The following is a 12,940-nucleotide window of genomic DNA, read 5'->3' on the forward strand; positions in this document are numbered from 1 at the left end:
CCTCTCAGGGTTCCCGAGATGCGGGGTCGGAGTCGAAGTCGTGCGGGGACGGCGGGGACGACAGGGGCGACGGGGGCGGTAGGAGCGGCGAGGACCGCAGCGGGAGTTCCACGCGTACCTCCGTGCCTCGTTCGTGGCCACCCCGGCCGATGCGGATCCGGGCGCCCACCTGTGCGGCCCGCTCCACCATGCCGAGCAGGCCGAAGTGGCCCGAGTCGCGGAGCCGTTCGAGCGTCGTGCCGGACGGGAGGCCCCGGCCGTCGTCGTGGATCGTGAGGCGCAGCAGGTCCCCGTGCAGGGCCGCCCTCACCTCCACCCGGGTGGCCCGCGCGTGGCGGTGGGCGTTCTCCAGCGCCTCCGTGGTGATGGCGAGGAGGTGACGGGCCAGGGGGGCGGGTAGCGCGGGGAGGCGGGGGGCGGGGTCGGGGTCGGGGTTCGGACCGCCGCTGTCCTCGTCCCCGTCCCCGTCCAGCCAGGAGCAGGTGACCCGCAGGCCCGTGCGGGTCGTGAAGTCGGCTGTCACGTCGGACAGTTCGCGCCATACCGTCGTCCCGCCCCCGTCGAGCGCGCCCGGGCCCTGTCGGCGCAGGTCCGTCAGCAGTTCCCGCGACTCCGCCGCCGCCCTGCGGGCCGAGCGGGACACCAGGTCCGCCTGGGTCCTGACGCGGGCCGGATCGGGGGCCTCCGCCGAGGCCGTCGCCGCGAGGCCGTCCGCCGCGAGGGCGACGCCGTACAGGGTCTTGGCCACGGAGTCGTGCATCTCGCGGGCCAGCCGGGCGCGTTCCGCGCTGACCGCCTCCGCCGCCGCGAGGCGCGCCTGGACCGTCGTCAGGGCGTGGGTCGCGGCGCCGAAGCGGAGCATCAGGTTGCGCAGGGTCGAGCCCATCGCGCCGGCGATGACGCACAGGCCGGGCAGGAGGAGGGCCTCGGCGATCGGGGCGTGGCGGTCGGCCTTCAGGGTCGCGTGGACCAGGAGGAGGATCAGGGACTGGAGGGAGGCGAAGCAGGCCGCGCCCCGCCAGCTGTAGACCAGGCCTGCCAGCAGCGGGGTGCAGACGCTGACGTAGGCGAGGGTGGTGTCCGGGCCGGCCGAGACCAGGAGGAACGAGCCGAAGAGGGTGTCGGCGGCGAGGAGGCTGGGGTGGCGCAGAAGGAGCGGGCCGAAGCGTTCCCAGTCGCGGAACAGGACGTACGACACCATGAAGGTGACCACCACGGCCGCGCCCACCAGGCGCGTGCCCAGGCCGGGGGCCGCGTTGAGCAGCGCGGCGGGTGCGGCCAGGGCGATCATGGCGAGGCGGAAGCCGAAGACCTGCCGGCACATCGCCTGCAGCGCGCTGATCTGGATCTTCTCGGAGGGTTCGGGAGCGGGTGCCGTACCGGCCGTCGCCTTTCGGCGGCGTACGAGGCGGCCCGTGGCCGCCCTCGACCGTTCACGGAACCGGCCGAGGACTTCTCTCACCCTGCCGCCGAAGAGCGTCCCTCCCCCGCGCCCCGTCAGCCCCGTCACCGTCACGTCCACTCACTTCCCCGTGAGCGAGCCGAAGTCCACGCCGGAGCCGAGCAGCAGGCCGGCACCCAGCAGCAGCATGGTGGCCGGGACCATGAACGTGGTGATCATCAGCGTGGCCTTGGGCACCGCGCGGGCGGCCTTGCGGCGGGCGTTCTGGGCGTCGGTGCGGCGCATGTCCTTCGCCAGGGACACGAGCGTGTCGACGATCGGCGCGCCCAGTTCCTCCCCCTGCTGCAGTGCCGTCACGAACATCGCCACCTGTTCCGAGTCGTTCCTCCGCCGCAGCTCCGCGAAGGCCTGGCGGCGGCTCATGCCGAGGTCCATCTGGCGCAGGGTGATGCGCAGTTCGTCCGCCCAGGGGCCCTCGTAACGGGAGGCCACCCGGTCGAGGGCCTGGCGGAAGCCGAGCCCGGCGCTGACCACCACCGCCAGCACGTCCAGGAAGTCCGGCAGGGTGCGCTCGATGACGTCCTTGCGGACCCGGATCGCCGACCAGATGCCGACCTCCGTCCAGAACGCGCCGAAGAGCAGAAGCAGTACGGCCACGAACCACTGGCCGCGAAGGAGGAAGACCAGAAAGCCCACGCCGCCCAGCGCGCCGTAGACCGCCCGCCGGGCCGCGTAACGGTCGATGGTCAGGCCGCCGGGGTTGCCCGCGAGGTCGATCTTGCGGCGGTACTTGGCCACCAGGCGCGGGCCCATCAGGCGCAGCACGGCGGGGGCGTAGCGCATGCCCATCCGGTCGACGACCGAGCCGACCGCGCCGGTGCGGGTGGCGCCGACCTCCAGGGCCACCGCCAGGTCACCGGGGAGTTTCGCGTCCGCGCGGTACATGCGGATGCCGGCGAAGGCGCCCCAGACGCCCAGCCCCATCAGCAGGGCGAGCAGAAGTCCGACCATCGGTCCGGCCGCCCCCTCACACGTCGATCCGGCTCAGACGCCGGATGAGGACGAATCCGACGGCGTACATGGCGAACGCGATGAGCACGCAGGCCTGGCCGACCGGCGAGCCGGTCATGCGGGCGAGCGCGCCGTCCTTCACGGCGTTCATCAGAAACAGCGCGCCCACGCCCAGCACGGGGACGGCGTACGACGTCATCGTCACCTGACTCAGCTGGGTGCGGATCTCACGCCGGGTCTCCTTGCGTTCCTCCAGGGTCTCGGTCAGGTTCCGCAGGGCGGACACCACCTGGCCGCCGGCCCGGTTGGACAGGACCAGGGTCGTGACGAGGACGACCAGCTCCCGGGACGGCAGCCGGTCCGCCAGCTCGCCGAGCGCGTCGTCGAGGGAGTGGCCGATGGCCAGCTGATCGGCGACCTTGGCCAGTTCCTCGCCCGCCGGGGCCTCCAGCTCCTCCGCCGCCATGCCGATCGCGGTGCGCAGGGCGAGGCCCGCCTGGGTGGCGTTGGCCAGGATGCGGGCGAGTTCGGGGAGCTGGTTGATGAAGCGCTCGATGCGTTTCTGCCGCTGCCAGTTGAGGAACTGCACCGCCGCCCAGATGCCGAGGAGCCCGGCGAGCGGTCCGAAGAAGGGGGCCAGGGTGGCCTGGCCGATCAGCCAGAGCGCGGCGACCGTGGCGAGGATGTAGACGAAGAACTCGCCCGGGGTGACGTCCAGTCCGGTCGCGGCCAGGCGCAGCTCCAGCCGGCGGCCGAGGCGGGTACGGCGCAGTCGCCGGTCCAGGTCGCGGAAGCGGCGCGTGCGGCCGGTCGCCGGGGCCGGGCCGGTGTGGGTGAGCCGGCCCACGAGGGCCGCGCGCTGGGCCCGGCCCGAGGCGTAGGTGTGCGCGCCGGCCACCGCCAGGACGCAGGTCAGCAGCGTCACGCCGGTGGTGAGCTGGACGAGGGTGTGGAGTTCCATGGGTGGCCTACCTGGCTTCTCGGGTGGCGAGCTGGTCCACGGAGTGGGCGACTCCGAAGGCCTGCGGGACGGGCTGGCTCGCCATGTAGAGGCGGTCGGCGGTACGGCGGGGCAGCGGGAAGTACCGGAAGCTGCCGTACACGCGGCCGTCGGGGGTCATGGGCTGGGCCTCGAACCGGGCCACGGTCGCGATCCGGTACGGCTCCCCGCCGTGGCTGTCGAGGAGCGCGATCTCGGTGATCCGGCGGGCGCCGTCGGCGAACCGGGTGAGCTGGACGATGACGTCGACCGCGCTGTTGATCTGGTCGTGCAGGGCCACGAAGGGCACCTCGACGTCGGACATGGAGGCGAGCGTCTGCAGCCGGGTGAGCGCGTCCTCGGCGCTGTTCGCGTGCACCGTCGCCAGGGATCCGTCGTGGCCCGTGGACATCGCCTGGAGCATGTCGAGGGACTCGCCGCCGCGGACCTCACCGACCACGATCCGGTCCGGGCGCATGCGCAGGGAGTTGCGGACGAGGTCGCGGATGGTGACCTGGCCCTTGCCCTCGACGTTCGGCGGCCGTGACTCCAGCCGGACGACATGGGTCTGCTGGAGCTGGAGTTCGGCGGAGTCCTCGATGGTGATGATGCGCTCGTGGGACGGGATCAGCCCGGAGAGGGCGTTGAGGAGGGTCGTCTTCCCGGTGCCCGTTGCGCCCGAGACGATGATGTTGAACTTCGCCTGCACCAGGCCGGCCAGCAGATACACCATGTGCTCGTCCAGCGAGCCGAAGGAGATCAGCTCCTGGAGGGTGAAGGAGCGCGGGAAGCGGCGGATCGTGAGGATCGGGCCGGTCAGGGACAGGGGCGGGATGATGACGTTGACGCGCTCGCCGGAGGGGAGGCGGGCGTCCACCATCGGGTTCGACTCGTCCACCCGGCGGTTGACCGTGGACACGATCCGTTCGATGGTCTGCATCAGCTGGTCGGCGGAGGCGAACCGCAAGGGGAGCTGCTCGACGCGGCCGCCTCGCTCGACGAAGATCGCGTCGGGTCCGTTCACCATGATCTCGGTGATCGAGGCGTCTTCGAGGAGGGGCTCCAGGATGCCGAGGCCCAGCGCCTCGTCCACCACCCGGCGGATCAGCTGCGAGCGCTCGACGGTCGACAGCACCGGGCCCTCGCGGCTGATGATGTGCCCGAGCACCCGCTCGAGGCGCGCCCGGCGCTCGGCCGCGGCGAGCGAACTCATCTCCGCGAGGTCGATCTCCTCCAGCAGCTTCGCCCGGTAGGAGGCGACCAGATGCCCGTCCTCGCCCCGGCTGCCGTGCTCCTCCGGAGTGCTGATGCGCGCGCGCAGGCTCATGTCGGCACCTCCTCGGTCAGTGGTCGAGCGGCATGGTGGCCGTCTTGGTGGCGTCGCCGAAGTCCCAGATGATCTTGGGGATGTGGACTCTGGCGGTGACGGTGACCGAGCCGGCATCACCGCCTCCCCTGGCGCACGACACCGTGAGTGCGCCGCTGACCGCCTGAGCGCACGCCTGCTGCGGGTCCTGCTCCAGGGACGCGGCCCGCGCCCCCGCCCTGGCCGCCGTACTGGCCTGCTCGGCGGCGTAGGCGATGGCCCCGATCTGGATGCCGGCCATGGCCACGATCAGGAGGATCGGAATGAACCCGAGGTACTCGATGGCGACTTGGCCCGTGTCCCGCCGTCCGCGTCGGTACGGCATCTCAGCGCTTCACCTCCTCGACGGCGCCGGCGTGGCCGGTCACGTGAGCCGGGAAGTCGATCAGACCGGGGAAGAGGACGGGGACCTTGAGCCTCACATCCACCGACACGTAGCCGGTCTGGTCGCACCCGTTCACCTCGGCTCCCCCTTGCCACGCCCCCGACAGATGCTTCAGCGCCGCCTGCCGGCACACCCCGTACCGCTCCCCCCGCGGCGCCGCCGTCCCCGCTCGAACCCCCTCGTCCGCGGCATTCCCGGCGAGTGTGAAGGTGTACCCCACGAGCACGGCCTGCCACACGAGCACCAGCGTCAGGATGATCAGCGGCGTCATCCCCAGGAACTCGATGCTCACCTGACCTCGATCACCACCCCGTTTCACGGCCCGCTCACTCCTTCCGCCGCCGGAATCCGACCGGACCGCGCCCACTTCCCCGATGGCCCGCGGCCCCCTCGGCCGCCCGCACCAGCCCCAGCTCCCCCGCGAGCCCCCACAGCGCCTGTTTCACCGTGCTCCTGCTGTCGAGTTCATGGACCCGGCCGGCGTCCACAACGGCCTGAAGTTCCTTGAAGTTGGCGGGAATGGCCGTACGCGCCAGCGCCGTGCCGGTGATGCGCTGCACGAGCGCGGGCTGGATCTCCGTACTGCGGGTGAGCCGGTTGACGACCACGGTCGTCTCCTCGGCCTTGCGGATCTGCAGCCGGTCCCACATCCGTACGGTCCGCTTGGCGGCGCGGACGGCGACGACGTCCGGGGTGGTGACCAGCAGCGCGATGTCGGCCATCTCCACCACGGCGGCGCCCGCACCGCTCAGCTGGGCGCCGCAGTCGACGACGACCACCTCGTAGCGGGAGCGCAGGGCGCTGACGATCTGGCGGGCGGCGCGGTCGGTGACCTCCTCGCCGCGTTCGCCCTCGCCGGGCGCGAGGAGCAGGGCGAGCCCGGTGTCGTGGCGGAAGACGGCGTCGGCGAGGACGCGGGGCGAGATGTCGGTGATGGCGGCGAGGTCGGCCGCGGACCGCCGGAACTGGATGTCCAGGTAGGAGGCGATGTCCCCGGTCTGGAGGTCGAGGTCGACCAGGGCCGTCGCCCGCCCGGAGGCCTGTGCGGCGAGGGCCAGTTGGATGGCCGCCAGGGTGGCCCCGACTCCCCCCTTGGCGCCGCTGACCGTGACGACCGTACCGCCGACCCCGCCGAGCACGTCGGAGGCGCCGTGGCCGAGGTGACGCCGTACCCCCGTCGACCACTGGGCGACGGCCTGGACCCGGCTGGCGAGTTCCTCGTACGACAGCGGGAGCGCGACCAGGCCGCGGGCGCCGGAGTCCATGGCGGCGGACAACAGACCGGGGCCGGCGTCGGTGGTGACGAGGATGACGCCGACGGCGGGGAAGCGCAGGGCGACCTCGCGGATCAGCTCCAGGGCCGGGACCGGGCCGATCCGCTCGTGGACGACGACGACTTCCGGGAGTTCGTCCACGGACTCGGCGGCGAGCCGGGCGAGGGTGTCGACGAGCTGGGTGGAGTCGCCGACCGGCGGCTGTGGTTCGGCGTCGGGGAGCTGGCTGAGCAGGGTGGTGAGGGAGCGTACGGCGTCCGGGTCGGCTCCCGCCGGGAGGATCCTGGTAGGCATGCGGGCCGCCTCTCACTTGTCCGTCGCGAGTTCATAGGTGCGCTCCTTGTCCGGAACGCTGGTCTCGCTGCCGGGCGCCACCAACGCGAGCCGGACGCGCTGGGCGAAGGACTCGGCGTAGGTGATGCGCTGGGCGTCGAGGGTGGACAGTGCGAAGGTGATGGGGACGGCCTCGCTGGGCTGCTGCTGGTTCTTGCTCTGGTCCGGGTCGAGGGCGGTGATCTGGCCGACGTCGAGGACCCGGGCGTCGGTGACGATGATCTTCGACTGGTCGGGGTCACCCTCCTTCTTTCCGGCGAAGGTGGCGTACACGTTGACGTGCGATCCGGGGGTGATCTTCCCCGCCACGCCGGTCGCCGCGTCGATCATGATGGCGACCTCCTGCTGTCCGGGCTGGAGGGCAGGCTGGTCGACGATCATGTCGGTCTGGAGCAGGGAGCCCCTGCGCAGGGTGGTGACCGCGATCTTGCCCTGGATCTGCCGGAGATCCGTGACCGCGTTGCCGGACAGCCACCGCCTGGGCATCTCGATCTTCTCGAACTGGCCGGCGTCCAGGGTGGTGTAGGGCTTCACGTCGGACCGCACCCGGTAGGCGGTGACCTCGGGCCCGACCTTGGAATTGACGTTGCGGACGACGGAGAGCACGCCGGCGAACGCGCCGAGAGCGCACAGGACCGACAGGATCAGGAGTATCACGCCGCGGCGCTGACGGGAGTTCATGAACCGTGCAACCTCATTGGGGGAATCGGTCGAGCGGACTGGGGACGTACGGGCGGGTCAGGCGGGCGTGCGCTGCTCCAGGGCGCGGGGCGCGGCGGGTTCGTGGGCGGGCGGGGTGGCGGAGCAGAAGACACAGCGGTCACCGATGACGTCGAGTCCGCACCAGTGGCAGACGGTCTGCCGTACCGAGGTGACCAGTTGGTACAGGACGGACAGATCGGCGAGGTAGCTGCAGAACTCGGTCATGCGGCCCGTGCCCCACCACACCGGGGACTCGGCGGGCAGCGGGACCTCGCGCAGCCCGTGCACGCTCCACTGCCCGGCGAGCCCGGCGACCCAGTCACCCTGCGCCTGCTGCCCTTTGGCGACGAGCATCCAGGTGTTGAACTCGGGCCCTTTGAGCGTGACACCGGGAGCTATGCGCTCGAGCTGCGGCTCGGGATGGGCGAGCACGGCGAACTGGCTGCCGGGCACCCAGGACTTGGCGTGCGCCTTCAGCCCGACCGGCACCCGGTCCAGCTTGGCGACCGAGCCGAGCACGGCCCCGGCGTGGATGTAATGGGTGAGCAGCCGCCCGGCGGACGCGAGGACCCCGGGGCTCAGATCGCAGGAGGCGAGCTGCCGCAGCTGCCGGGCGAGCACGGCGATGCCCAGCGGGGGCAGCTCCGGCCGGAAGAAGGCGATGCGGTCGCTCTCCAGCAGCGAGCGCAGGGTGTGCAGCCGGCGTACGACGGGTTCCGGAGTGGCGGTCGAGCAGACGACGACCACATACCCGTACTGCTCGGTCAGGGTGTGCAGTTCGCTGAGCGCGTGCTCCAGGGGCCGCTGGTCGAGGCCGCCGAGCACGACGGCCGGCATGGTCCGTTCGTCCTGCGCCGGCAGTGCCATGTCGGCACTGGTCACGGCAATGGCAGTTGGCACGCGCAGCTCCCCGCTCTTCACACCCGCCGGCCCACAGAGGTCACTCCTGTACGCCGGACGACTTCACTGCGTGACTACGTGAGCACTGTATCCACGGCCGTATGACCGGAGAACAGCGTTTGTGAAGCTCGCGTGGAACTCTCTGGTCACAACTCCCGCCAAATCCGGACAGCTTGAGCGACCATCCGGAAGCCGATTTGGTCTGGACCTCTTGACACCCCAATTGGTCTGGACCAACTTGTATGCCCAACGGTGCCCAGCGCACCTCTCTTCCCTCCCTTCTCCCCGTCAAGGCTCCCTCTCCGAACTCCCCTTCCCCACCGGAGGCCCCCCGTGGACCATGCACCAGGCATACCCAGACCCCGCGGACGGCGAATCACCCTGTGGTCCGCCGCCACGGCCCTGGCCCTCTCCGTCGCAGGGCTCGCCGCAACCCCGGCCTCCGCGGCGGACGTCAACAACGTCAAGAACGCGGGCTTCGAGTCGGGTCTGTCCAACTGGACGTGCACGGCCGGCAGCGGCACGACGGTCTCCTCCCCGGTGCACTCAGGCGCCTCGGCACTGAAGGCGACCCCGGCCGGCCAGGACAACGCCCAGTGCACCCAGGCGGTCGCGGTCGAGCCCAACTCGACGTACACGCTCAGCGCGTGGGTCCAGGGCGGCTACTCCTACCTGGGCGTGACGGGCACGGGCACGACCGACGTGTCCACGTGGACGCCGGACACCACCGCCTGGAAGCAACTGTCCACGACCTTCACCACCGGCGCGTCGACGACGTCGGTCACGGTCTACACACACGGCTGGTACGCCCAGGCGCCCTACTACGCCGACGACGTCTCGGTCTACGGCCCCGACGGCGGCGGAGGCGGCGACCCGGCCCCGGCGGTCCCGGCGGCTCCCACCGGCGTGACGGTCTCCGGCACGACGTCCTCCTCCGTCTCGCTGTCCTGGTCCCCGGTCTCGGGCGCGACGGGCTACAACGTCTACCGCGACGGCACGAAGGTGACGGCGGTGACGGGAACGTCGGCGACGGTGACGGGCCTGTCGGCCTCGACCTCGTACTCCTTCCAGGTGACGGCGACGAACTCGGCGGGCGAGTCGGCGAAGTCGGCGACGGTGTCGGCCACGACGTCCTCCGGCGGCGGTGGCGGTGGCGGTGGCTCGCTGCCCAAGCACGCGGTGACCGGCTACTGGCAGAACTTCAACAACGGCGCGACGGTCCAGAAGCTGTCGGACGTCCCGTCGTCGTACGACATCATCGCGGTGGCCTTCGCGGACGCGACCGCGACGCCCGGAGCGGTGACCTTCAACCTGGACTCCTCCGGCCTCGGCGGCTACACGGTGGACCAGTTCAAGGCGGACATCAAGGCCAAGCAGGCGGCCGGCAAGAAGGTCGTCGTCTCGATCGGCGGCCAGAACGGCACGGTGTCGATCAGCGACTCGACGTCGGCGACGAACTTCGCGAACTCCGTCTACTCCCTGATGCAGACGTACGGCTTCGACGGCGTCGACATCGACCTGGAGAACGGCCTCGACGCGACGTACATGACGCAGGCGCTCCGCGCCCTGTCGGCAAAGGCCGGCTCGTCCCTGATCATCACGATGGCCCCCCAGACGATCGACATGCAGTCGACGTCGAACTCCTACTTCCAGACGGCCCTGAACGTGAAGGACATCCTCACGGTCGTCAACATGCAGTACTACAACAGCGGTTCCATGCTGGGCTGCGACGGCAAGGTCTACAGCCAGGGCTCGGTCGACTTCCTCACCGCGCTCGCCTGCATCCAGCTGCAGGGCGGCCTGGCCCCGTCCCAGGTGGGCCTCGGCCTCCCGGCGTCGACCAGCGCGGCGGGCAGCGGCTACGTATCACCCACCGTGGTGAACAACGCCCTGGACTGCCTGACGGCCGGCACGAACTGCGGCACCTTCAAGCCGGCCAAGACCTATCCCGACCTGCGGGGCGCGATGACCTGGTCGACGAACTGGGACGCGTCGGCGGGCAACGCGTGGTCGAACGCGGTGGGGGCGCATGTGCACGCGCTGCCGTGACGTGACATCCGGCTTGTCCGCCTGACGACGACGCCCGGGCCTTGGAGGAGCCCGGGCGTTGCCGCACGTCGACGCAGGTGCCACACAGGTGTGGAGGACGGCTCAGCAAGGCGACCATGGACCGGACACCGTCACGGACAACCGCTGAGGATGCGCTCACCATGCCCGCTACCACGACCGGGACATCGCCCGCCTGCCGGCGGTGGCATGGTGGGACTGGCCGGCGGAACACATCACCGAGCACGTGCGCACGATCATGTCCGGCACCATCGACGACCTGGGAGCGGCCGCCCGGGACGTCCGCCAGGCGTCACTCACCGAGGCGGACACCGCCTCGGTCCGCCTCGGTCGGTCACTCGCCGTCTTCGAAGTACGCGTCCAGCACCGCGTCCAGCTGCTCGTCCCACTCCGTGAAGCGGGACTTCGACGACGCCTCGATCTCGATGGGGTACCAGCGGCGGTCCGGGGTGTGGACGGTGATCGTGTAGCGCTTGCCGAAGCGGGGGGCCTCCGTCTCGACCGCCGCGATCTCGTCCCAGCGGAACTCGCAGGACTCCTCGTCCAGCCGGAGGCGGACGCCCTTGCCGTCGGCCACGATCCTCGCGCGACGGTCGGAGGCCTCGAAGACCGGGCCGTCCTGCGGGCCTTCGTCGCCCGCGGTCTCCTCGTTCCGCGAGGTCTCCGAGGTCTCCTCGGGCGCCTTCGAGTCCTCGGGCGCCGCCGGGTCCGCCGACACCTCCGCGTCCTGCGGCTCCGGCTCCCGCTCCGGCTCGTCGGACTTGGCCGACGCCGGAGCCGGGCCCGTGATTCCGGGGATGAACGCCGGGTCGAAACCGGCGCCCGTCACGGGCTCGGGCTTCAACGGCTCGGCCTCGGACGGCTTGCTGCTCGCTCCTATGCGCTGCTCCACGGCGGCAGTATGGACGACATCCCTGTGCCGGAACCAGTCAGCCCGTCCATCCCCGGTTTCGCTCACGTCACGTTCACACCAACAAGCTCACCGCCGCCGCCACCGCGAACCCCGCCACCGACAGCACCGACTCCAGGACGGTCCACGTCCGCAGCGTGTCCCGTTCGCTGATGCCGAAGTACTTGGCCACCATCCAGAAGCCGCCGTCGTTGACGTGCGAGGCGAAGATGGAGCCGGCCGAGATCGCCATGATGACCAGGGCCACGAAGGGCTGGGAGTGGTGGGATTCCGTCAGCAGGGGTGCCACGATGCCCGCCGTCGTCACGATGGCCACCGTCGCCGAGCCCTGGGCCACCCGCAGGACCAGCGAGATCAGGTACGACAGGACGATCACCGGCAGGCCCACGCCGTGGAAGGTGTCCGACAGGGCCTGGGCCACGCCGCTCGCCTTCAGTACGGCGCCGAAGATCCCGCCCGCGCCGACCACCAGCAGGATGTTGCCGACCGGCTTGAGCGAGGAAGTGGACACCGTTTCCAGGGACTTGCGGGACCAGCCGCGGCGGATTCCCAGGAGGTAGTAGGCCATCAGCAGGGCGATGGTCAGGGCCACGAACGGGCTGCCGAAGAACTCCAGGACCGAGCGGGTGGGAGACGGGTCCAGGGCGATCGAGGAGAAGGTGGCCGCGAGGATCAGGATCAGGGGCGTGCCGATGATGGCCAGGACCGTGGCGAGCGGGACCGGATGCTCCTGGGGTGCCACTCCCTGGGCGCGCTGTTCGGCCACCACCGCCCGCTTCGCCTCCTCCGCCGCCTCGACCATGTCCTGCGGTACGGCGACGAAGATCCGCTGTCCGATCCAGGCGGAGTACGCCCAGGCGGCCAGTACGGCCGGGATGCCGCAGACGATGCCCATGAGGATGATCCAGCCGAGCTGGACGTGGAGGAGGCCCGCGGCGGCGACCGGCCCGGGGTGCGGGGGCAGGAAGGCGTGGGTCATGGAGAGGCCGGCCAGCAGGGGGAGGCAGTAGAGGAGGATCGACTTGCCGCCGCGCTTCGCCGCCGCGTAGACGAGCGGGGCCAGGACGAAGATGCCGACGTCGAAGAAGACCGGGATGCCGAAGATCAGGCCGGTCAGGCCCATCGCCAGGGGGGCGCGGCGTTCACCGAACAGGGCCAGCAGGCGGGCGGCCAGTACCTCTGCTCCGCCGCTGACCTCCAGGATCGCGCCGAGCATCGTACCGAGGCCGATGATGATCGCGACGTGGCCGAGGATGCCACCCATGCCGGACTCGATCGTGGAGACGGCGTCGGAGCGCTGGACCGTGCCGAACAGCTCGGTGACCGACAGGCCGGCCAGCAGGCCTACGGCGATGGAGACGGCCAGGAGGGCCACGAAGGGCTGCAGCCGGACCTTGATGATCAGGAACAGCAACAGGGCGATGCCGAGGGCCGCGACCGTCAGGAGGCCGGGGGTGCCGTCGACGAGGAGGAGCAGGCCTCCGGTGTGGGGTGGGGTGGCGGGGGCGGTTGCGGCGAGCGGGAGGGATATGGGGGGCATCGGGGGTCCTCTGGGTAAGAACATCGTTCGGGGGGTCTGGGGGGTGTCCCCCCGGAGGGCGCAGCCGGGCA

At 71.1% G+C, this 12,940-nt stretch carries 12 protein-coding genes and 1 pseudogene; 2 read left to right on the top strand and 11 right to left on the bottom strand.

Going from position 1 to position 12,940, the window contains the following annotated elements; translation table 11 throughout:
* Positions 1–4: 4 nt before the first annotated feature.
* From SRB17_RS15260 to SRB17_RS15300, 9 genes are all read right to left on the bottom strand, one after another.
* A complete protein-coding gene (locus tag SRB17_RS15260; protein WP_194294041.1) occupies positions 5–1,324 on the bottom strand; it encodes a sensor histidine kinase in 1,320 nt (439 codons plus the stop codon).
* A gap of 198 nt (positions 1,325–1,522) precedes the next feature.
* Entirely contained in the window at positions 1,523–2,413 is an 891-nt protein-coding gene (locus tag SRB17_RS15265) for a DUF5936 domain-containing protein (RefSeq protein WP_153538890.1), read from the bottom strand.
* A gap of 16 nt (positions 2,414–2,429) precedes the next feature.
* Positions 2,430–3,374, bottom strand: a complete 945-nt coding sequence (locus tag SRB17_RS15270) for a type II secretion system F family protein (RefSeq protein WP_153538892.1) — start codon at positions 3,372–3,374, stop codon at positions 2,430–2,432.
* Positions 3,375–3,381: 7 nt separating this feature from the next.
* Positions 3,382–4,719, bottom strand: coding sequence for a CpaF family protein (locus SRB17_RS15275; RefSeq protein WP_153538894.1), 1,338 nt, complete (start codon positions 4,717–4,719; stop codon positions 3,382–3,384).
* A 16-nt stretch (positions 4,720–4,735) separates the two neighbouring features.
* The gene (locus SRB17_RS15280) at positions 4,736–5,083 is read right to left on the bottom strand and encodes a TadE/TadG family type IV pilus assembly protein (RefSeq protein ID WP_153538896.1); all 348 of its coding nucleotides are present in this window, start codon (positions 5,081–5,083) and stop codon (positions 4,736–4,738) included.
* A gap of 1 nt (position 5,084) precedes the next feature.
* A complete protein-coding gene (locus SRB17_RS15285) occupies positions 5,085–5,414 on the bottom strand; it encodes a pilus assembly protein (protein WP_153539732.1) in 330 nt (109 codons plus the stop codon).
* Between the two features lie 55 nt (positions 5,415–5,469).
* The gene (locus SRB17_RS15290) at positions 5,470–6,711 is read right to left on the bottom strand and encodes a P-loop NTPase (RefSeq protein ID WP_153538898.1); all 1,242 of its coding nucleotides are present in this window, start codon (positions 6,709–6,711) and stop codon (positions 5,470–5,472) included.
* 12 nt (positions 6,712–6,723) lie between these two features.
* Positions 6,724–7,431: a Flp pilus assembly protein CpaB gene (cpaB, locus tag SRB17_RS15295; protein ID WP_153538900.1), complete on the bottom strand. Its 708-nt coding sequence runs from the start codon at positions 7,429–7,431 to the stop codon at positions 6,724–6,726.
* A 57-nt stretch (positions 7,432–7,488) separates the two neighbouring features.
* Positions 7,489–8,373 carry a hypothetical protein gene (locus tag SRB17_RS15300; RefSeq protein ID WP_416237058.1) on the bottom strand — a complete coding sequence of 295 codons (885 nt, stop codon included), beginning with the start codon at positions 8,371–8,373 and terminating at the stop codon, positions 7,489–7,491.
* 312 nt (positions 8,374–8,685) lie between these two features.
* Here SRB17_RS15300 and SRB17_RS15305 point away from each other — a divergent pair, with 312 nt between their 5' ends.
* Both SRB17_RS15305 and SRB17_RS46325 read left to right on the top strand, forming a co-directional pair.
* On the top strand, positions 8,686–10,401 hold the full coding sequence (locus tag SRB17_RS15305; protein ID WP_323375582.1) for a glycoside hydrolase family 18 protein: 1,716 nt from the start codon (positions 8,686–8,688) through the stop codon (positions 10,399–10,401).
* Positions 10,402–10,567: 166 nt separating this feature from the next.
* Positions 10,568–10,693 (top strand): annotated as a pseudogene (locus SRB17_RS46325) (antibiotic acetyltransferase); the annotation flags it as partial.
* Between the two features lie 60 nt (positions 10,694–10,753).
* Here the strand turns inward: SRB17_RS46325 and SRB17_RS15310 are convergent.
* On the bottom strand, positions 10,754–11,311 hold the full coding sequence (locus SRB17_RS15310; protein ID WP_323375583.1) for a hypothetical protein: 558 nt from the start codon (positions 11,309–11,311) through the stop codon (positions 10,754–10,756).
* A 73-nt stretch (positions 11,312–11,384) separates the two neighbouring features.
* Positions 11,385–12,860 carry a gluconate:H+ symporter gene (locus SRB17_RS15315; protein WP_323375812.1) on the bottom strand — a complete coding sequence of 492 codons (1,476 nt, stop codon included), beginning with the start codon at positions 12,858–12,860 and terminating at the stop codon, positions 11,385–11,387.
* Positions 12,861–12,940: the final 80 nt, after the last annotated feature.

Origin of the sequence: Streptomyces sp. RB17, assembly GCF_009604455.1 — a bacterium.
Lineage (GTDB): Bacteria > Actinomycetota > Actinomycetes > Streptomycetales > Streptomycetaceae > Streptomyces.